The sequence below is a fragment of the Streptomyces sp. NPDC088794 genome (assembly GCF_044750545.1).
Lineage (GTDB): Bacteria > Actinomycetota > Actinomycetes > Streptomycetales > Streptomycetaceae > Streptomyces.
Window position 1 is genome coordinate 110,851 of the sequence record NZ_JBIVKB010000008.1, and the last position, 20,570, is coordinate 131,420.

Here is a 20,570-nt window from a genome sequence, read left to right on the forward strand (position 1 = left end):
GGCATGTTGTCACGTCCTCCGAACAAGTCCGAATCGGCCTTCGGCAGGGCATAGGCCTACGGCATCTCACGGCACCGGCGGGATGTCGATGGCCATTTCCCGCCGGTACGGAGTCCGGGGGCGGCAGCCCCCGGCAACCCGTCACCGACCGTTGAACGCGTCCTTCAGGCGAGAGAACAACCCTTGCTGCCCCGGCTGACTGTGCCTGCCCGGGGGACAACCCCCGGACCCCCGGCAGCCCGCCCGCAGGTCACGTCAGCGACCGTTGAAGGCGTCCTTCAGGCGAGAGAACAACCCTTGCTGCCCCGGCTGGAACTGCCCCGTCGGGCGCTCCTCGCCGCGCAGTTGGGCCAGTTCGCGCAGCAGGCGTTCCTGCTCCGGGTCCAGCTTGCTCGGGGTCATGACCTCGACGTGCACGATGAGGTCGCCCCGGCCGCCGCCGCGCAGATGCGTGACGCCGCGGCCGTGCAGCGGGATCGACTGGCCGGACTGGGTGCCGGGCCTGATGTCGACCTCCTCCAGACCGTCCAGCGTCTCCAGCGGCACCTTCGTGCCGAGGGAGGCCGCGGTCATCGGGAGGGTCACCGTGCAGTGCAGGTCGTCACCGCGCCGCTGGAACATCGCGTGCGGCAGCTCGTGGATCTCCACGTACAGGTCACCGGCGGGGCCGCCGCCGGGGCCGACCTCGCCCTCGCCCGCGAGCTGGATCCGGGTGCCGTTGTCGACGCCGGCCGGGATCTTGACCGTCAGCGTGCGACGCGAGCGGATCCGGCCGTCGCCCGCGCACTCCGGGCAGGGGGTCGGTACGACCGTGCCGAAGCCCTGGCACTGGGGGCAGGGGCGGGAGGTCATGACCTGGCCGAGGAAGGACCGGGTGACCTGGGACACCTCGCCGCGACCGCGGCACATGTCACAGGTCTGGGCCGAGGTCCCCGGCGCCGCGCCCTCACCGTTGCAGGTGGTGCAGACGATCGCCGTGTCGACCTGGATGTCCTTCGTGGTGCCGAAGGCCGCCTCGTCCAGCTCGATGTCCAGCCGGATCATGGCGTCCTGGCCCCGGCGGGTCCGCGAGCGCGGGCCGCGCTGCGAGGCCGTGCCGAAGAACGCGTCCATGATGTCCGAGAAGTTCCCGAAGCCGCCCGCGCCGAAGCCGCCGGCACCGCCGCCGGCCTGCGAGAGCGGGTCGCCGCCGAGGTCGTAGACCTGCTTCTTCTGCGGGTCCGACAACACCTCGTAGGCGGCGTTGATCTCCTTGAACCGCTCCTGGGTCTTCGGATCCGGGTTGACGTCCGGGTGCAGCTCGCGCGCGAGCCGACGGAACGCCTTCTTGATCTCATCCTGCGACGCGTCGCGGCGCACGCCGAGAACGGCGTAGTAGTCCGTGGCCACTTACGACTCCGCCAGGATCTGTCCGACGTACCGTGCCACTGCGCGTACCGCTCCCATCGTTCCCGGGTAATCCATGCGGGTCGGTCCGACCACGCCGAGCTTGGCGACTGCCTCGCCGCCCGAACCGTAGCCCACCGACACCACGGAAGTGGAGTTGAGTCCCTCGTAGGCGTTCTCGTGACCGATGCGTACGGTCATGCCCGAATCCCCTGCCTCGCCAAGCAACTTGAGGAGTACGACATGTTCCTCCAAGGCCTCCAGAACGGGGCGGATGGTGAGGGGGAAGTCATGTCCGAAACGGGTGAGATTGGCCGTTCCGCCGATCACCAGCCGCTCCTCGTTCTCCTCGACGAGTGTCTCCAGGAGGGTGGAGAGCACCGTCGAGACCGTGCCGCGGTCCTCGACGTCGAAGGCGTCGGGGAGGTCCTCCACGAGCCGGGGGACGTCGGAGAACCGGCGGCCCGCGACCGTGCTGTTGAGCCGCGCCCGCAGATCCGCGAGCGAGGTCTCCCCGAAGGGCGCCGGGCAGTCCACCATGCGCTGCTCGACCCGGCCCGTGTCCGTGATCAGCACCAGCATCAGCCGGGCCGGAGCCAGTGCGAGCAGCTCCACGTGGCGCACGGTCGAGCGGGTCAGCGAGGGGTACTGCACGACGGCGACCTGCCGGGTGAGCTGCGCGAGCAGCCGTACCGTGCGGGCCACGACGTCGTCGAGGTCGACGGCGCCGTCCAGGAAGTTCTGGATGGCGCGCCGCTCGGGGCCGCTCATCGGCTTGACGCCGGCGAGCTTGTCGACGAACAGCCGGTAGCCCTTGTCGGTGGGGATGCGCCCGGCGCTGGTGTGCGGCTGGGCGATGAAGCCCTCGTCCTCCAGGGCCGCCATGTCGTTGCGCACCGTCGCCGGGGAGACGCCGAGGTTGTGCCGCTCGGTGAGGGCCTTCGACCCGACCGGCTCCTCGGTGCCGACATAGTCCTGGACGATGGCGCGCAGCACCTGGAGCCGTCGTTCACTCAACATCGCGCACACCTCCCGAACTCGTCCCCTGGGCGCTTCGCCTGGCACTCTGTCCAGCCGAGTGCCAGCATTCCCCGGCCAGTGTACGGCGGAGGGGTACTCCCCGGGCAAGGACGGCCTGCGGAGCGACCCCGTAGAGCTAGCGTCGCCGTATGACGGTGACTTGGGAAGAGCTGGGGTGGGAGCGGCTGGCGCAGGGAGTCGGCCGGTGCCGCCTGCCCGGCTGGGACTGCACGGCGGGGCTGGTCGTCGGGGACGGCACGGCGCTCGTGATCGACTCGGGGTCGAGCCTGGCGGAGGGCGCGCTGCTGCGGACGCGCGCGCAGGCGCTCGCCGGCCACCGTGTGACCCATCTCGCGCTCACGCACCCGCATTTCGACCATGTCTTCGGGGCGGCGGCGTTCGCGGGCGCGGAGGTCCTCGGCGTCGTGGGCCTGGACGTGATGTCCGTCCACGCGCGCGAGGAGCTGCGGGCGGACGCGGTGCGCAACGGGCTGGACGAGCGGGCGGCGACCGAGGCCGCGGACACGCTCGTCGCGCCGCGCCACCAGGTCTCCGGCGAGTGGACGCTCGACCTGGGCGACGGCCGCCAGGTCCTGCTGGCGAACGTCGGCCCGGGCCACACCGCCCACGACCTCGCGGTCCTCGTCCCTGCCCTGCCCGACTCCCCCGCGGTGGTGTTCTGCGGCGACCTGGTCGAGGAGTCCGGCGAACCCCAGGCGGGCCCCGACGCCGTACCGTCCCACTGGCCCGCCGCCCTCGACCGCCTCCTCGACCTCGGCGGCGAGGACGCGCTGTACGTGCCGGGGCACGGGGCGGTGGTGGACGCGGGGTTCGTGCGGGGGCAGCGGGACGAGCTGGCGGCACGCTTCGGCGTCTCACCATGAGGTCGGCCACGGCGTGTCGCCGCCATCTGTACGGCGTCACCGCGGCGCTTCTCCTATCGTCATCCGAATGCGCCAGTACTCCGCCGATCTGACCCCGCCGTGGAAGAAGCCGAAGCCCGTCCCCGAGGTCGCGGCGGAGGCCGGACTGGTCGTGGAGGAGCCCGGCACCGGTTTCTGCGGCGCGGTGATCCGCTGCGAGGCGGGCACGGTGACCCTGGAGGACCGCTTCGGCAAGCACCGGGTCTTCCCGCTGGAGCCGCGCGGGTTCCTCCTGGAGGGCCGCGTGGTGACCCTCGTACGCCCCGCCTCGGGCCCCGCCCGTCCCTCCCGCACGGCATCCGGTTCGGTCGCCGTGCCGGGCGCACGCGCGCGTGTGGCGCGTGCCGGGCGCATCTACGTCGAGGGGCGGCACGACGCGGAACTGGTCGAGCGGGTGTGGGGCGACGACCTGCGCGTGGAGGGCGTGGTCGTGGAGTACCTGGAGGGCGTGGACGATCTGCCCGCCATCGTGGACGAGTTCGGCCCGGGACCCGACGCCCGGCTCGGCATCCTGGTGGACCACCTGGTGCCCGGCACCAAGGAGTGGCGGATCGCCCAGGCGGTGACGAGCGAGCACGCCCTGGTCGTCGGCCACCCGTACATCGACATCTGGGAGGCCGTGAAACCGTCCTCCCTCGGCATCGAGGCGTGGCCCCGGATCCCGCACGGCCAGGACTGGAAGACGGGCGTGTGCCGAGCCCTCGGCTGGCCGGAAAACACCGGTGCGGCCTGGCAGGCGATCCTGGGCCGGGTGCGGTCGTACAAGGACCTGGAGCCGGAGCTGCTGGGACGCGTGGAGGAACTGATCGACTTCGTCACGGCACCCGGCGACTGAGCGCCGAGCACCCCGACGGTTCAGTCCACCAGGTCCCGCACCACCGCGTCCGCCAACAGCCGCCCCCGCAGCGTCAGCACCGCCCGCTCCTGCGCGTACGGGCCCTCCTGGAGCAGTCCGTCCGCGAGCGCCCGGTGTGCGGCCTTCAGGCCCTGCTCGTGCAGCAGCGACAGCGGTACGCCCTCGCGCAGGCGCAGTTCCAGCAGGATGCGCTCCACGCGCCGGTCCTCGTCCGAGAGGAGCTCGCGGCCCGCGCCCGGCGATCGTCCCGCCGCCAGGGCCGCCGCGTACGCGCCCGGGTGTTTCACGTTCCACCAGCGCACCCCGCCCACGTGGGAGTGGGCGCCGGGGCCCGCGCCCCACCAGTCGGCGCCGCGCCAGTACAGCTCGTTGTGGAGGCAGCGGCCGGCGTCGGAGGTGGCCCAGTTGGAGACCTCGTACCAGTCGAATCCGGCCGCGGAGAGCATGTCCTCGGCGATCAGGTACCGGTCCGCGTGGACGTCGTCGTCGGTCATCGGGACCTCGCCGCGGCGGATACGACGGGCCAGCTGGGTGCCCTCCTCGACGATCAGGGCGTACGCGCTGACGTGGTCGGGGCCGGCGCCCAGGGCCGCCTCGAGGGACGCCCGCCAGTCGTCGTCGGACTCGCCGGGGGTGCCGTAGATCAGGTCGAGGTTGACGTGCTCGAAGCCCGCCGCGCGGGCCTCCGCGACGCAGGCCTCGGGGCGGCCGGGGGTGTGGGTGCGGTCCAGGATCCTGAGTACGTGCTGTTTCGCGCTCTGCATGCCGAAGGAGATCCGGTTGAAGCCGCCCGCGCGGAGCGTGGCCAGATATCGCGGGTCGACGGACTCCGGGTTCGCCTCCGTGGTGACCTCCGCGTCGGGGGCGAGGCCGAACTCGTCGCGGACCGCGCCCAGCATCCGTACGAGATCGTCGGCGGCCAGCAGGGTCGGGGTGCCGCCCCCGACGAACACCGTGCGCACCGGGCGCGGGTCGTCGCCCAGCACCTTGCGGGCGAGGCGGACCTCGTCGATCAGGGTGTCGGCGTAGTTGTCGCGGGAGGCGAGGACGCCGCCGGTCCCGCGCAGCTCGGTCGCGGTGTAGGTGTTGAAGTCGCAGTAGCCGCAGCGGGTCGCGCAGTACGGGACGTGCAGATAGAACCCGAGGGGGCGGTCGGCGGCGCCGGCCAGCGCGGCCTGCGGGAGGGCGCCGTCGTCGGGGACCGGTTCACCGTCGGGGAGTGCGGAAGGCATGCGTTCCATTGTCCAGCACGGCGGCCCGGTCCTCGCCCGGCCGTTTCCGGCAGGACTTTCCTCTACGTCGCTCAGGCCTGTTCCGCCTGGAGCACCAGCAGCGCCAGGTCGTCCTCCGGTGGCTTGCCGCCGAACTCGTGGACCAGGCGGCGGATGCGCTCCGCGATCAGCTCGGCGCTCAGGCCCGCGCAGCCGGCGAACGCCGTCGCGAGGCCGTCGGCGTCGTCGAACTGACGGGGTCCCGACCGCCGTTCGGTCACGCCGTCGGTGACGCAGAGCAGGGTGTCGCCGGGGCGCAGTTCGAAGGTCTCGCTGGTGTACGTCTCGTCCTCGATGACGCCGAGGAGCGTCTGCGGGCGCGCGGCCGTGACCACGGTGCCGTCGGGGCCGAGGAGCAGCGGGAGGGGGTGTCCGGCGGAGGCGAGGGTGCAGCGCACTCCGCCGTCGAAGGGGGCCAGCTCGCCGTAGAGGAGGGACAGGAAGCGGGTCTGCGGGCCCTCGCCGGGTCCCGGCGGGCGTACGAGGGCCCGGGCGGCGGCGTCGGCGGCCTCCGTGGCGTCGTCGAGGAGGAGGCGGTTGAGGCGGTCCAGGACGTCGGCGACGCGGTAGCCCTCGCGGGCCAGCAGCCGCAGCCAGGGGCGGGCCAGGCCGATGACGACGGCGGCCTCGGGGCCCTTGCCCTGGACGTCGCCGACGGCGAAGCACCAGCGGCCGTCGCCGGCCGGGAAGAGGTCGTAGAAGTCGCCGCTGGGGCCGCCCTTGTCGCAGGGTTCGTAGACGAGGGCGCTGTGCACGCCGGGGATCTCGGCGACGGCGACGGGCAGCAGGCCGCGTTGCAGGACCCGGCTGATGGTGGCCTGGCGGGCGTACTGGCGGGCCGCGCCGACGGCGAGCGCGACCCGGCGGCTGAGGTCCTCGATCAGCCCGGTGACCTCGTCGGGGAAGCGCAGGAGTCCGGACCGCCCGATGACGAGCGTGCCGAGCGGCCGGCCGCCGGCGATCAGGCGGTACGCGAGTGCCGTGCCGTGCGGGCCGAGCGCGCCCTCGGGCCAGGGGTAGCCGGCCGGTCCCGGCCGGGAGGCGTCGGCGGGGTGCGGCGGGTCCTTCTCCAGGGCCCGGCGCAGTTCCTCGATGCGGTTCTCGCTGCCGTGCCAGACGCGGGCGAGCCGCAGTCCGGTGCCGCCGCTGCCGTCGGCCCAGCCGCCGCGTCCGGTGGCCTCGTCCTCCAGCCAGACCGCGCACCAGTCGGCGAGCCGCGGCACGATCAGCTGGCCGGCGAGGGCGGCGACCAGGTTCTCGTCGAGCTGTCCGGCGAGCAGGTCGGAGGCCTCGGCGAGGAAGGACAGGGCGCCGCGGTCCAGCCACTCGCGGTCGTACTCGGCGCGCAGCGGTTCGGGGGCGAGGATCTCGGCGGCGTCGAGGCCGTGGGTCACGGCGTGCCGGCCGGTGTACTCCTCGATGCCGTCCGCGGCCGTGGTGCCCTCGGCGGACAGCCGTGCCCAGACCGTCTTGGCGCCCCTGCGGTAGGTGACGCCCCAGGACTCGGCGAGGGTGGCGACCAGGCGCAGTCCGCGGCCGTGCTCCGGGGTCTCGTGCGACTCCCGCTGGTCCGTGTCGCGGGGTGCGTGGGAGGCGTCCGTGTCGCGGGGCGCGCGGGAGGGGTGGTGGTCGCAGACCTCGACGACGACGTCACCGTTCGCCTCCTCCATCCGGCAGGCCACCTCGACGTCGGTGCCGGCGTGCACGACGGCGTTGGTGACCAGCTCGCTGACCACGACCACGGCGTCGTCGGCGAGCCGGTCGGTGAGGTGCTCGGTGCCGGGCAGGGCGACCTCGGCCCATTCGGTGAGCGCGGCGCGCACGATCGCGCGGGCGGTGCCGGGCGCGAGGGGGCTGCCGGGGAGCGCGGCGGATTTCTGCGCGCGCGGGCGCACACCGCCCGGGCGCTGCTCCGCGCTGCTCCACGCTTCCGCGCCCCTCCGCGCTCCCGTGCGCGGGCGCGTCGGAGGCGCGGAAGGCGGTCTCCCGTTGCGTCGGAATGGCCCCCATCGACAGCTCCCGGAACGGTTCGCACGAATACACCTCAGTAGACGCCGACAGAGTGACAGACTGGCCACGCCCATAAGCGCCGAGTTACCGAAGTGGGCCGCCATGAGTGAGAACAGTGGTACACGTGTGCTCGAAGACGGTCACAAACCGGAGCAACTTCGAGCATCGGAGCTGCGCCCGCTGCTCGCCGCGATGATCGCGGCCCGGGACGGTGACTTCACCAAGGTGCCGGAGACCGGCCAGGGGCTGGTGGCCGAACTGACCGCCGCCTTCAACCAGATCATCGACCGCAGCACCCACTTCAACTCCGAGGTGCAGCGGGTCAAGCGGGAGCTGGTGCGGCACGGACGGCTCGACGAGCGGGTCAGCGCCAGTCCGGGGCAGGGCGCCTGGACCTCCCGGGTCAACGACGTGAACCAGCTCCTCGACGCCCTGGTGGCGCCGGCGGCCAACGCCACGCGGGTGCTGGACGCGGTGGCCGGCGGCGATCTGACCCAGCGGGTCGATCTGCACGACGGCAGCAGGCAGTTGCGCGGTGATCTGCGGCGCCTGGGCCGGGCCGTGAACAAGATGGTGGACCAGCTGTCGCTGTTCACCGGCGAGGTGACGCGGGTCGCGCGCGAGGTGGGCACGGAGGGGCGGCTCGGCGGCCGGGCCAAGGTGACGGGTCTGTCCGGCAGTTGGCGCGATGTGACCGAGGCGGTCAACACGATGGCGTCCCGGCTGACCGCGCAGGTGCGGGACATCGCCCTGGTGACGACGGCGGTGGCGCGCGGCGACCTGACCCGGACGGTGACCGTCGAGGCCACCGGTGAGCTGCTCGAACTGAAGCTGACCGTGAACACGATGGTGGACCAGCTGTCCGCGTTCGCCGACGAGGTGACGCGCGTGGCCCGCGAGGTGGGCACCGAGGGGCAGTTGGGCGGGCGGGCCCAGGTGCGGGGTGTCTCCGGGGTCTGGAAGGACCTCACCGACAACGTCAACTTCATGGCCTCGAACCTGACCTCGCAGGTCCGCAACATCGCCCAGGTGACGACCGCCGTGGCCAACGGCGACCTGTCGCAGAAGATCACCGTGGACGCGAAGGGCGAGATCCTGGAGCTGAAGTCGACCATCAACACGATGGTGGACCAGCTCTCCGCCTTCGCCGACGAGGTGACGCGGGTCGCCCGCGAGGTCGGCACCGAAGGCAACCTCGGCGGCCGGGCCCAGGTGCGCGGGGTCTCCGGGGTCTGGAAGGACCTCACCGACAACGTCAACTTCATGGCGGACAACCTGACGTCGCAGGTCCGCAACATCGCCCTCGTCTCCACCGCCGTGGCCCAGGGCGACCTCGGCAAGAAGATCACGGTCGAGGCGAAGGGCGAGATCCTGGAGCTGAAGTCCACGATCAACACGATGGTGGACCAGCTCTCCGCGTTCGCCGACGAGGTCACCCGCGTCGCCCGCGAGGTCGGCACCGAAGGCAACCTCGGCGGACAGGCGCAGGTGCGCGGGGTCTCCGGGGTCTGGAAGGACCTCACCGACAACGTCAACTTCATGGCCCTGAACCTGACCTCGCAGGTACGGAACATCGCCCAGGTGACGACCGCCGTGGCCAACGGCGACCTCTCGAAGAAGATCACGGTCGACGCGCGCGGCGAGATCCTGGAGCTGAAGGACACCGTCAACACGATGGTGGAGCAGCTGCGGGCCTTCGCCGACGAGGTGACGCGCGTGGCCCGCGAGGTCGGTACCGACGGCCGACTGGGCGGCCGGGCCCAGGTGTTGGGCGTCTCCGGCGTGTGGCGGGACCTGACCGACAACGTCAACTACATGGCCGACAACCTGACGTCACAGGTACGGAACATCGCCCAGGTCACCACCGCCGTGGCCAACGGCGACCTGTCGAAGAAGATCGACGTGGACGCCCGCGGCGAGATCCTGGAGCTGAAGACCGCCATCAACACGATGGTCGACACGCTGTCCTCCTTCTCCTCCGAGGTCACCCGGGTGGCCCGCGAGGTCGGCTCCGAGGGCCAACTCGGCGGCCAGGCACGGGTGGAGGGCGTGTACGGCACCTGGAAGCGCCTGACGACGAACGTGAACGAACTCGCGTCGAACCTGACCACCCAGGTCCGCGCGATCGCCGAGGTCGCCTCCGCGGTGGCCCAGGGCGACATGTCCCGCTCGATCACGGTGGAGACGCAGGGCGAGGTCGCCGAGCTGAAGGACAACATCAACCTGATGGTGGCCAACCTCCGCGAGACGACCCGCGCGAAGGACTGGCTGGAGTCCAACCTGGCCCGCCTCGCCGCGCTGATGCAGGGCCACCGCGACCTGATGGAGGTCGCCGACCTGATCCTGCGCGAGCTGACGCCGCTGGTGAACGCCCAGTACGGCGCGTTCTTCCTCGCCGACCCGGACGAGGACGGCGCGGCCCTGCACACCGCCGTTCCCACGAAGGGGCTGGCGTTCATCGCCGGTTACGGGTCGGCGCAGGGCGCGACCGTCGACACCGGCGGCATGCCGGTGCACGGCCTGGTCCGCCAGGCGGCCCGCGAGAAGAAGCGGATCCTGGTGGAGGAGGCCCCGCCGGACTACATCAAGATCAACAGCGGGCTGGGCGAGGCGGCTCCCGCAAGCGTCGTGATCATCCCGATCCTCTTCGAGGACAAGCTGCTCGGCGTGATCGAGCTGGCCTCCTTCTCCCGCTTCTCCGACGTCCACCTGGCCTTCTTCGACCAGTTCGTGAACACCATCGGCGTCGCGATCAACACCATCATCGCCAACTCCCGCACCGAGTCCCTGCTCGGCGAGTCCCAGCGCCTGGCCATGCAGCTCCAGGAACGCTCGGACGAACTCCAGAAGCAGCAGGCGGAGTTGCAGCGCTCGAACGCCGAACTGGAGGAGAAGGCAGCCCTGTTGGCCACCAGCTCCCAGTACAAGTCGGAGTTCCTGGCGAACATGTCGCACGAGCTGCGCACCCCGCTGAACTCCCTGCTCATCCTGGCCCGTCTGCTCTCCGACAACCCCGACGGCCATCTCACCGACCAGGAGGTCCAGTTCGCCACCACCATCCACCGCTCCGGCTCCGACCTCCTCCAACTGATCAACGACATCCTCGACCTGTCGAAGATCGAGGCCGGCCGGATGGACGTACGCCCGAAGAAGCTGCCGCTGATCAAGCTGCTCGACTACGTCCACGCCACCTTCCGCCCGCTCACCCTCGACCGGGGGCTCGCGTTCGAGGTGACCGTCGGCGAGGACGTACCGCGCGAGATGCACTCGGACGAACAGCGCCTCCAGCAGATCCTGCGCAACCTGCTCTCCAACGCGATCAAGTTCACCGCGACCGGCCGGGTCGAGCTGCGGGTGACCCGGATCAAGGACCCCGAGCACCGCTACGTCCGCGACAGCGGTGACGTCATCTCCTTCGCGGTGACCGACACCGGCATCGGCATCGCCGCCGAGAAACTCCCGGTGATCTTCGAGGCGTTCCAGCAGGCCGACGGCACCACCAACCGCAAGTACGGCGGCACGGGCCTGGGCCTGTCCATCAGCCGCGAGATCGCGGGCCTGCTGGGCGGCCGCATCATCGCCGAGAGCCGCCCCGGCCAGGGCTCCACCTTCACGCTGTACGTCCCCGTCGTCACCCCCGGCCATCCGGCGACCGTGGCGACCCCGGAGGACCCGGCGGTGCCGGTGCCGCAACAGCTCTCCGCCGAGCCGTTCCAGGCCACGCACGACCCCGACGACTCGTGGCCGGCGCCCACCAAACTGGAGGCATGGAAGGCGGGCCGGGCCGGACAAGTGCTGCCCGGCAGGCGGGTGCTGATCGTCGACGACGACATCCGCAACGTCTTCGCCCTCACCCATGTCCTGGGCCGCGTCGGCATGCCGGTCCTGTACGCGGAGAACGGCCGCGAGGGCATCGAGACGCTGGAGCGCAACCCGGACGTCGAACTCGTCCTGATGGACATCATGATGCCGGAGATGGACGGCTACGAGACCATCGCGGCCATCCGCCGCGCTCCCCGCTGGACCGGCCTGCCCATCGTCGCGCTGACCGCGAAGGCGATGCCCGGAGACCGCGAGAAGTCCATCGCGCGGGGCGCCAACGACTACGTACCGAAGCCGGTGGACGTCGACCAACTGCTCACCGTCGTCTGCGCGCTCCTCGATCCGGAGGGCACGGACGAGGCAGTGGCCGATGCCGTCCCGGAGACCGTCGCACCGGGACCGGGCACGACAGGGGAAGCCGCGGTCCCGCCGGACACCGAATGAGGCACAGTCACCATGAGCGCTGAGGCAACGACCGAAGAGCGCGCCAGCATCCTCCTCGTCGACGACATGGAGGACAACCTGATCGCGCTGGAGGCCGTCCTGGGGTCCCTCAACGAGCCGATCGTCCGGGCGCGTTCGGGCGAGGAGGCGATGAAGGCGCTGCTGCGCCAGCAGTTCGCCCTCGTGCTGCTCGACGTCCGGATGCCCGGCATGGACGGCTTCGAGACGGCCGCGAACATCAAGCGGCTCGACCAGACCAAGGACATCCCGATCATCTTCCTGACCGGCGCGGACGACGACTCCGGCTACGCCTTCCGCGGCTACGCCACGGGAGCCGCCGACTACTTGACCAAGCCCTTCGACCCATGGGTCCTCAGGGCCAAGGTCAACGTGTTCCTGGACCTGCACCGCAAGAACGTGCAGCTGGAGCGGTTACTGACCCAGGAACAGGCCGACTACAACAGAGCGAACACTCAACTGGCCCAACTGGAGCGACAGTTGGAGGGCGACGAACCGCTCGACGTGCCGGCGCTGCGCGCCCATGTAAGGGAGCTGCGCCAGCTTCTGAGCCGAGGCCGCATCAACTGACCCAGGGGCGCGGGGCTGTATCAACTTGCGGCTCCGCCGCGTGGGCGCGACGAGTCACAACGCCCCATCAGCAGCCGTACAGCCCCGGTGCCCTTCCCTCTACGCCTCGCGAGAGCCCGCATACATCTCGTCGATCAGCGCCTTGTACTCCCGCTCCACCACCGGCCGCTTCAGCTTCAGGCTGGGCGTGATCTCCCCGTGCTCGATGTCGAGGTCGCGCGGCAGGAGGCGGAACTTCTTGATGGTCTGCCAGCGCTGGAGACCCTCGTTCAGTTCCTTGACGTAGCCCTCGATCAAGGCGACGGTCGCGGGCGCGGCCACCACCTCGGCGTACGACTTGCCCTCCAGGCCGTTCTCCTTGGCCCACTCCAGAATGGACGGCTCGTCAAGGGCGATCAGCGCGGTGCAGAAGTTCCGGTCGGCGCCGTGCACGAGGATGTTGGAGACGTACGGGCACACCGCCTTGAACTGCCCCTCCACCTCGGCGGGCGCGATGTACTTGCCGCCCGACGTCTTGATGAGGTCCTTCTTGCGGTCCGTGATGCGCAGGTAGCCGTCGGGCGAGAGCTCACCGATGTCGCCGGTGTGGAACCAGCCGTCCGACTCCAGCACCTCGGCGGTCTTCTCGGGCAGCCCGTGGTAGCCCTCCATGATGCCGGGCCCGCGCAGCAGGATCTCGCCGTCCTCCGCGATGCGCACCTCCGTGCCGGGCAGCGGCTTGCCGACCGTGCCGGTGCGGTACGCCTCGCCGGGGTTCACGAAGGAGGCCGCCGAGGACTCGGTGAGCCCGTAGCCCTCCAGGATGTGGATGCCGGCGCCGGCGAAGAAGTAGCCGATGTCGGGCGCGAGCGCGGCGGAACCCGAGACGCAGGCACGCAGGTTGCCGCCGAAGGCCTCGCGGATCTTGGCGAAGACGAGCGCGTCGGCGACCTTGTGCTTGGCGCCGAGCCCGAAGGGTACGGAGGCCGTGCCGGTGCGCCGGAAGTTGTCCTGGGCGGCCTTGGCGTACTCGCGGGCGACCTCGGAGGCCCACTGGAAGATCTTGTACTTGGCGCCGCCGCCCGCCCGGGCCTTCGCGGCGACCCCGTTGTAGACCTTCTCGAAGATCCGTGGGACGGCCGCCATGTACGTCGGCCGCACGACCGGCAGATTCTCGATGATCTTGTCGACGCGGCCGTCGACGGCGGTGACGTGCCCGACCTCGATCTGCCCGGACGTGAGCACCTTGCCGAAGACGTGCGCGAGCGGCAGCCACAGGTACTGCACGTCCTCGCCGCTGATCAGGCCGGTCGCGGCGATGGCCTTCGCCATGTACGACCAGTTGTCGTGCGGGAGGCGCACGCCCTTGGGGCGGCCTGTGGTACCGGAGGTGTAGATCAGGGTGGCCAGCTGGTCCTTGGTGATCGCGCCGACCCGCTCCTTGATCAGGTCGGGGTTCTTCTCCAGGTGCTCGGCGCCGCGCTGCTCCAGCTCGGCGAGGGTGAGCACCCAGTCACCGGACTCGACGCCGGTCGGGTCGATCACGATCACGTGCGTCAGGTCGGGCAGCTCGGCGCGCCTGGCGACCGCCTTGGCCAGCTGCGCCGCGTCCTCCGCGATCAGCACCCGGCTGTCGGAGTCGGCGAGGATGAACGCCGACTCGTCCTCGTTGGTCTGCGGATAGACGGTGGTCGTGGCGGCGCCCGCGCACAGGATGCCCAGGTCGGCGAGGATCCACTCGACGCGGGTCGAGGAGGCGAGCGCGACGCGCTGCTCCGGCTGGACGCCCAGCTCGATCAGGCCGGCCGCGATGGCGTAGACGCGCTCGGCGGCCTGGGCCCAGGTCAGCGACTTCCAGTCGTCCGGGCCCTCGCCGGCGGCCGACGGTACGGGGTAGCGGTACGCCTCGGCGTCCGGTGTGGCCGAAACGCGCTCCAGGAAGAGGGTCGCCACGCTCGGCGGACGGTTCTCGATCAGGGTCTGTGTGTCGCTCACGACATCCTCCGGGCCCGCGACAGTGCGGCGGCTGGCTCAAGTGCGGCTGTTGTTTAACTCGCGAGTAACTATCGAGCAGGGGATCAGAGTAAAGCGCGACCGGCCACCGCGTAAGGGGCGGCGGACAGCCACTTCCCACCAGGAGCGACGCCCGGTCCACCGACGGACGACACCGGGCCCGCCGCGCGGCAGCGCGACGGGCCCGGGAAATCGGTACGGCACGGGACTATTTCTTGCCCTTGCCCGATCCCGCGTTCTCGTCGCTGGACAGCACGGCGATGAAGGCCTCCTGCGGAACTTCCACGGAACCCACCATCTTCATCCGCTTCTTGCCCTCCTTCTGCTTCTCCAGCAGCTTGCGCTTACGGGAGATGTCGCCGCCGTAGCACTTGGCGAGGACGTCCTTGCGGATGGCGCGGATGGTCTCGCGGGCGATCACCCGGGAGCCGATGGCGGCCTGGATGGGCACCTCGAAGGCCTGTCGCGGGATCAGCTCGCGCAGCTTGGCGACCAGCCGCACGCCGTACGCGTACGCCGCGTCCTTGTGCGTGATCGCCGAGAACGCGTCGACCTTGTCGCCGTGCAGCAGGATGTCCACCTTGACCAGACTGGAGTCCACCTCGCCGGTGGGCTCGTAGTCGAGCGAGGCGTACCCCCTGGTCTTGGACTTCAGCTGGTCGAAGAAGTCGAAGACGATCTCCGCGAGCGGCAGCGTGTACCGGATCTCGACCCGGTCCTCCGACAGGTAGTCCATCCCGAGCAGGGTGCCGCGCCGGGTCTGGCACAGCTCCATGATCGAGCCGATGAACTCCGACGGCGCCAGGATCGTCGCGCGCACGACGGGCTCGAAGACCTTGTCGATCTTCCCCTCGGGGAACTCGCTCGGGTTGGTGACGACGTGCTCGCTGCCGTCCTCCATGTCGACGCGGTACACCACGTTGGGCGCGGTCGCGATCAGGTCGAGCCCGAACTCGCGCTCCAGCCGCTCCCGGACCACGTCCAGGTGCAACAGCCCGAGGAAGCCGACGCGGAAGCCGAAACCGAGGGCGGCGGAGGTCTCCGGCTCGTAGACGAGCGCGGCATCGTTGAGCTGGAGCTTGTCGAGGGCCTCCCGCAGCTCCGGGTAGTCGGACCCGTCCAGCGGATACAGGCCCGAGAAGACCATCGGCTTGGGGTCCTTGTACCCGCCCAGCGCCTCGGTCGCGCCGTTGTGCAGGGTGGTGATCGTGTCACCGACCTTGGACTGGCGGACGTCCTTCACACCGGTGATCAGATAGCCGACCTCGCCGACCCCGAGCCCGTCGGCGCCGAGCATCTCCGGCGAGTTGGTGCCGATCTCCAGCAGCTCGTGGGTGGCGCCGGTGGACATCATCCGGATCCGCTCACGCTTGTTGAGCTGCCCGTCGATGACACGTACATACGTGACGACGCCCCGGTAGGAGTCGTACACCGAGTCGAAGATCATCGCCCGGGCGGGCGCGTCGGCGACACCGACCGGCGCCGGGATGTCCCGCACCGCCCGGTTGAGCAGCGCGTCGACCCCGAGCCCGGTCTTGGCGGAGACCTTGAGCACGTCGTCGGCATCGCAGCCGACCAGGTTCGCCAGCTCCTCGGCGAACTTCTCCGGCTGGGCGGCCGGCAGGTCGATCTTGTTCAGTACGGGGATGATCGTGAGGTCGTTCTCCATCGCCAGGTAGAGGTTGGCGAGAGTCTGGGCCTCGATGCCCTGGGCGGCGTCGACGAGGAGAACGGTCCCCTCGCACGCGGCCAGCGACCGCGAGACCTCGTAGGTGAAGTCGACGTGCCCCGGGGTGTCGATCATGTTGAGGATGTGCGTGGTGCCCTTGTCGGGCCCCTCGGTGGGGGCCCAGGGCAGACGCACCGCCTGGGACTTGATCGTGATGCCGCGCTCGCGCTCGATGTCCATACGGTCGAGGTACTGAGCGCGCATCTGTCGCTGCTCGACCACACCGGTCAGCTGGAGCATCCGGTCGGCCAAGGTGGACTTGCCGTGGTCGATGTGCGCGATGATGCAGAAATTGCGGATCAGAGCCGGGGCGGTCCGGCTCGGCGCGGGCACAATGTCAGGGGTCGCGGGCACGCAGGGTCCTGTCTCTTGAGGCGCCTTGTGCCTCGGGTCGGATCGATACGTAGGCTCCATGGTCCCACGGGCGGGGACCTGCGACCGGTTTGGGCCATCCGGTGGGCCCCTGGTAACGTTGGCAGCTGTGTCTCATGCCCTCTCAGCACGGGACACACCCAAAGAAATCACCTGGCACGAGGCCCTCGCGGTCCCGTGCCTGAACCTGAAAAGGCTCATTCGTGGCGAACATCAAGTCCCAGATCAAGCGGATCAAGACCAACGAGAAGGCCCGGCTGCGCAACAAGGCCGTGAAGTCCTCCCTCAAGACCGCGGTCCGCAAGGCCCGTGAGGCTGCTGCCGCGGGTGACGTCGAGAAGGCCACCGAGCTGCAGCGCGCTGCCGCGCGTGCGCTCGACAAGGCCGTCTCCAAGGGCGTCATCCACAAGAACCAGGCCGCCAACAAGAAGTCGGCGCTTGCTTCGAAGGTCGTTGCCCTCAAGGGCTGACACATTGATGTGAACACCGGAAGGACCCGGGCGGGCCCTCTCTCCCGCCCCCGACCGGCACCTACGGATACCGCGCACGACTGCGTTCGCCACGCGGGCGCGGAATCCACCAGCTTGATCCCGAAGGCCCCGACCTCCGCCCTTCCCCGGGCGGCAGGCCGGGGCCTTCGGCATGCGCGGAGGCGGCCCCGACGACTGCGCCGCGCGCCTGGTTTTGGGTCTTGGTCTTTGGTCTTTGGTTTTTCAGCCCGTCCGGCGTTTGAGGACGAGGCCCGTTCAGGGCCGATCGGGGGTCCAGGGGGCGGAGCCCCCTGGCGGGGTCGAAGGGGCAGCGCCCCTGGGGATGGGACGGGTAGGGGCGGCGGGGGCGAAAACTACCGGCCGCGCGACCGGGCCGCCCGCGCGATGATCACGACCGCCTTCTCCAACGCGTACTCAGGATCGTCCCCGCCCCCCTTGACCCCCGCATCCGCATCGGCCACCGCCCGCAACGCGACGGACACCCCGTCCGGCGTCCACCCCCGCATCTGCTGCCGGACCCGGTCGATCTTCCACGGCGGCATCCCCAACTCCCGCGCCAGATCGGCCGGCCGCCCACCCCGAGCGGACGACAGCTTCCCGATCGCCCGCACGCCCTGGGCCAACGCACTGGTGATCAACACCGGCGCGACCCCGGTCGACAACGACCACCGCAACGCCTCCAACGCCTCGGCCGCCCGCCCCTCCACCGCCCGATCGGCGACGGTGAAACTCGACGCCTCGGCACGCCCCGTGTAGTACCGCCCGACGACCGCCTCGTCGATCGTCCCCTCGATGTCGGAGACCAACTGAGAGACCGCGGCCGCCAGCTCCCGCAGATCGCTCCCGATGGAGTCGACGAGCGCCTGGCAGGCCTCGGGCGTGGCCGACCGCCCCGTCGCCCGGAACTCGCTCCGCACGAAGGCCAGGCGATCCGCCGGCTTGGTCATCTTCGGACAGGCCACCTCCCGCGCCCCCGCCTTGCGCGCGGCATCGAGCAGCCCCTTGCCCTTGACTCCGCCCGCGTGCAGCAGCACCAGGGTGATCTCCTCGGCGGGCGCCCCGAGATACCCCTTCACATCCTTGATCGTGTCGGCGGACAGATCCTGCGCGTTGCGTACGACCACGACCTTGCGCTCCGCGAAGAGCGACGGACTGGTCAACTCGGCGAGCGTGCCGGGCTGCACCTGGTCCGAGGTGAGGTCACGTACGTCCGTGTCGGCGTCGGCGGCCTTGGCGGCGGTCACCACCTCCTGCACGGCACGGTCGAGCAGGAGGGCCTCCTGGCCCACGGCAAGCGTCACCGGGGCGAGAGGGTCGTCTTCAGCAGTCTTCCTGGCCATTGCGACAAGCATGGCACGCGGCACCGACAACGACCGCCGACCACCTTCCGCGCACCGCGTCAGCGACCTCCACCACAGTCACAGTCACGGCCACTGCCACTGCCACTGCCACTGCCACTGCCACTGCCACAGTCACCGCCACCGTCACTGGCGCTGCCACCCGCCACCGCCGGCAGGCCTACGGCTCCTCGCGCCAGCCGTCCCACTCCCCGGCGAACGCGTCCAACTCCGCCGGATCCAGCCGTCCCGCCTCGTCCCGCAGCACCACCAGCCACTGCGCGTCCTCGGCATCGTCCTCACCGGCCAGCGCGTCCCGCACCAACCGCGGCTCCTCGGTGACCGCGAACCGCTCCCCCAGCGCCCGCACCGCCTCCTCGGCGGCATCACGATCGGGCAGCACCAGCACATGTCTCACATCGCTCACGGGCCCATTCTGCCCGCCACCGCATGTGCGCCCTCGCGCGTCAGCCCTTGCGCACGATCTGCACGTCCAGCTCGATCCGGATGCTCGGCCCCACCACCGCGATCCCCCGCGCCAGCATCGTCTGCCAACTCACCGTGAAGTCGTCGCGATGCAACTCGGTCGTGGCCCGGAAGGCCCCGCGCACCTCGCCCTCCATCCCGTTGCCGAGGCCGAGATACTCCGTGTCGAGGGTGACCGTGCGCGTGACCCCGTGCAGCGTCAGCGCCCCGGTGACGGCCCACCGGTTGCCGCCCTTGTGCACACACCGCTCGCTGTAGAACTCCAGCGTCGGGAAACGGGCCACATCCAGGAAGTCCGCCGACCGCAGATGGTCGTCGCGCATCCGCACATTGGTGTCGATGGACGACGCGTCGATCACCACATGCATCGCCGACTGCCCCACCGGCTCGGCGATCCGTATCGCCCCGGCGAAGATGTTGAACCGCCCGTGGACCCGCGCGAGCCCGATGTGCCGTGCGGTGAAGGCGATCGAGGAGTGCGCCGGCTCGATGTCCCAGTCACCGACCGCCGGCAGCTCCAGGGGCTGCGCCAACTGGAGGGTCACATCGCCGAACGAGGCGAGCGTGCTCTCCGCGACGGTCGCGCTCGCCCGGTACGGCGTGTACCCCTCGGCCGACACCGCGAGCCGGTACTCCCCCGCCGGCACCGTGGTCACGAACGCCCCGAAGGGATCCGTCTCCCCGCACACCACCTTGCGCCCGTGCGCGTCGCTCACCGCGAACTCCGCATGCTGCACCGGCTCGTTGACCGGATCGAGCACCCGACAGCTCAGCACCCCGGCACTCGGCGGAGTCTGCACCGCCGCCAGGGGACTCGACCGCTGCACCCGGTTCGTACGGTTTCCACGCCCACGGCCGAACATCAACGCCACCTCTGCACGCCTCGACATCACTGTTGCCGAAGATGCATTCGATCACCGATGCGGCTTTCGAGGCAACTCAGGACCACATCGCGGGAATTAGCCATACTGGTCGGTTTTCCGTACAGTTGGCACACAGTCGAGCTCGATCCCGAACCGCTCCCGATAGACCGCCAGCACCTCCTCGTCCGTGCCCAACTCCCGCTCCTCCCGAGCCCCGTCCCCGCCCGTCACCTTGAAGGTGCGCCCACTGAGCGTGATCCTCCCGCCGTCCTCCGTGACCCGCGAGCACACGAGCGACCGCGTGAAGTGCGAGGCCGGCGAGGTGCTGTGCCACCAGGCCCCGGCCACGAAGTCCCGGAGCACGCGCGGGCGCACCTCGATGCGGTACTGGGCCTCGCCGCCTCGGACGACGTCCAGATCTCTCCTTTCCCCCGCGCCCGCGTCCGCCCCGACGATCCGGAACACGCCCCCGGGATCCGCCTGCTCCCCCCGCTCCCCGAACGCCAGCGGATAGTGGCTGTGCGCCCCGAACCCGACGTCGGCCAGCCACTCGCTCCCGTCCACCGTCCGCACCTTCAGCGCGAGATGGTCGTACGGGATCCCGAGCCGCCCCTCGCCCCCGTGCACCCGCGCCGCCAGCAGCGTGACCTCGAAGCCGAGCGCGGTGAGCAACGCCCCGAACGCCCCGTTCAGTTCGTAGCAGAACCCGCCCCGCCGAGCCCCCACGATCTTCTCCACCAACCGCGCCTCCTCCAGCACGATCTCCTCGCCGAGATGAACCGAGAGGTTCTCGAACGGCACGGCCCGCAGATGCCGCAGATGCAGATCGCACAGCAGGTCGACGGTGGGTTCGACGGCCGGTCCCGCGGCGGGTCCATCGCCGGGATCGACGGCGAGGTCGGCTGCGGAACCGCCGGCACCCGCCGGACGCTCGAATCCCAGCCGGCGGAGATAGGCATCGATCTGCACGGAGTCCATGC

15 protein-coding genes are annotated in these 20,570 nt (G+C 70.5%); 5 read left to right on the plus strand and 10 right to left on the minus strand.

Going from position 1 to position 20,570, the window contains the following annotated elements:
- Positions 1-255 precede the first annotated feature (255 nt).
- Positions 256-1,389 (minus strand): molecular chaperone DnaJ, encoded by a 1,134-nt coding sequence (gene dnaJ, locus ACIP6U_RS23200; protein WP_401720899.1) that lies wholly within the window; start codon positions 1,387-1,389, stop codon positions 256-258.
- Positions 1,390-2,406: a heat-inducible transcriptional repressor HrcA gene (hrcA, locus tag ACIP6U_RS23205; protein WP_401720902.1), complete on the minus strand. Its 1,017-nt coding sequence runs from the start codon at positions 2,404-2,406 to the stop codon at positions 1,390-1,392.
- A 149-nt stretch (positions 2,407-2,555) separates the two neighbouring features.
- On the opposite strand from hrcA, the gene ACIP6U_RS23210 reads away from it, so the two are divergent.
- A complete protein-coding gene (locus ACIP6U_RS23210; protein WP_401720905.1) occupies positions 2,556-3,290 on the plus strand; it encodes an MBL fold metallo-hydrolase in 735 nt (244 codons plus the stop codon).
- Between the two features lie 67 nt (positions 3,291-3,357).
- Entirely contained in the window at positions 3,358-4,164 is an 807-nt protein-coding gene (locus ACIP6U_RS23215) for a DUF3097 domain-containing protein (RefSeq protein WP_401720907.1), read from the plus strand.
- Positions 4,165-4,184: 20 nt separating this feature from the next.
- On the opposite strand, the gene hemW is transcribed toward ACIP6U_RS23215, so the two are convergent.
- The gene (hemW, locus tag ACIP6U_RS23220) at positions 4,185-5,417 is read right to left on the minus strand and encodes a radical SAM family heme chaperone HemW (protein WP_401720908.1); all 1,233 of its coding nucleotides are present in this window, start codon (positions 5,415-5,417) and stop codon (positions 4,185-4,187) included.
- Between the two features lie 71 nt (positions 5,418-5,488).
- Complete coding sequence (locus ACIP6U_RS23225) at positions 5,489-7,351, minus strand: SpoIIE family protein phosphatase (RefSeq protein WP_401720911.1); 1,863 nt, start codon at positions 7,349-7,351, stop codon at positions 5,489-5,491.
- 217 nt (positions 7,352-7,568) lie between these two features.
- On the opposite strand from ACIP6U_RS23225, the gene ACIP6U_RS23230 reads away from it, so the two are divergent.
- Together ACIP6U_RS23230 and ACIP6U_RS23235 are read left to right on the plus strand one after the other, a co-directional pair.
- Entirely contained in the window at positions 7,569-11,732 is a 4,164-nt protein-coding gene (locus tag ACIP6U_RS23230) for a HAMP domain-containing protein (protein WP_401720914.1), read from the plus strand.
- 12 nt (positions 11,733-11,744) lie between these two features.
- Positions 11,745-12,320, plus strand: a complete 576-nt coding sequence (locus ACIP6U_RS23235; protein WP_401720916.1) for a two-component system response regulator — start codon at positions 11,745-11,747, stop codon at positions 12,318-12,320.
- Between the two features lie 99 nt (positions 12,321-12,419).
- On the opposite strand, the gene ACIP6U_RS23240 is transcribed toward ACIP6U_RS23235, so the two are convergent.
- Together ACIP6U_RS23240 and lepA are read right to left on the minus strand one after the other, a co-directional pair.
- Complete coding sequence (locus ACIP6U_RS23240; protein WP_401720919.1) at positions 12,420-14,294, minus strand: AMP-dependent synthetase/ligase; 1,875 nt, start codon at positions 14,292-14,294, stop codon at positions 12,420-12,422.
- A 226-nt stretch (positions 14,295-14,520) separates the two neighbouring features.
- A complete protein-coding gene (lepA, locus tag ACIP6U_RS23245) occupies positions 14,521-16,395 on the minus strand; it encodes a translation elongation factor 4 (protein ID WP_401720921.1) in 1,875 nt (624 codons plus the stop codon).
- A gap of 221 nt (positions 16,396-16,616) precedes the next feature.
- Here lepA and rpsT point away from each other — a divergent pair, with 221 nt between their 5' ends.
- Complete coding sequence (gene rpsT / locus ACIP6U_RS23250) at positions 16,617-16,883, plus strand: 30S ribosomal protein S20 (protein ID WP_123999906.1); 267 nt, start codon at positions 16,617-16,619, stop codon at positions 16,881-16,883.
- A 374-nt stretch (positions 16,884-17,257) separates the two neighbouring features.
- Here rpsT and holA read toward each other — a convergent pair whose 3' ends face one another.
- The 4 genes from holA to ACIP6U_RS23270 form a co-directional block, all read right to left on the minus strand.
- Complete coding sequence (gene holA, locus ACIP6U_RS23255; RefSeq protein ID WP_401720925.1) at positions 17,258-18,244, minus strand: DNA polymerase III subunit delta; 987 nt, start codon at positions 18,242-18,244, stop codon at positions 17,258-17,260.
- A gap of 178 nt (positions 18,245-18,422) precedes the next feature.
- Positions 18,423-18,668 carry a hypothetical protein gene (locus tag ACIP6U_RS23260; RefSeq protein ID WP_123999908.1) on the minus strand — a complete coding sequence of 82 codons (246 nt, stop codon included), beginning with the start codon at positions 18,666-18,668 and terminating at the stop codon, positions 18,423-18,425.
- A gap of 40 nt (positions 18,669-18,708) precedes the next feature.
- The gene (locus ACIP6U_RS23265; protein ID WP_401720927.1) at positions 18,709-19,590 is read right to left on the minus strand and encodes a YceI family protein; all 882 of its coding nucleotides are present in this window, start codon (positions 19,588-19,590) and stop codon (positions 18,709-18,711) included.
- Positions 19,591-19,686: 96 nt separating this feature from the next.
- Positions 19,687-20,568 carry an arylamine N-acetyltransferase gene (locus ACIP6U_RS23270; protein WP_401720930.1) on the minus strand — a complete coding sequence of 294 codons (882 nt, stop codon included), beginning with the start codon at positions 20,566-20,568 and terminating at the stop codon, positions 19,687-19,689.
- Positions 20,569-20,570 lie beyond the last annotated feature (2 nt).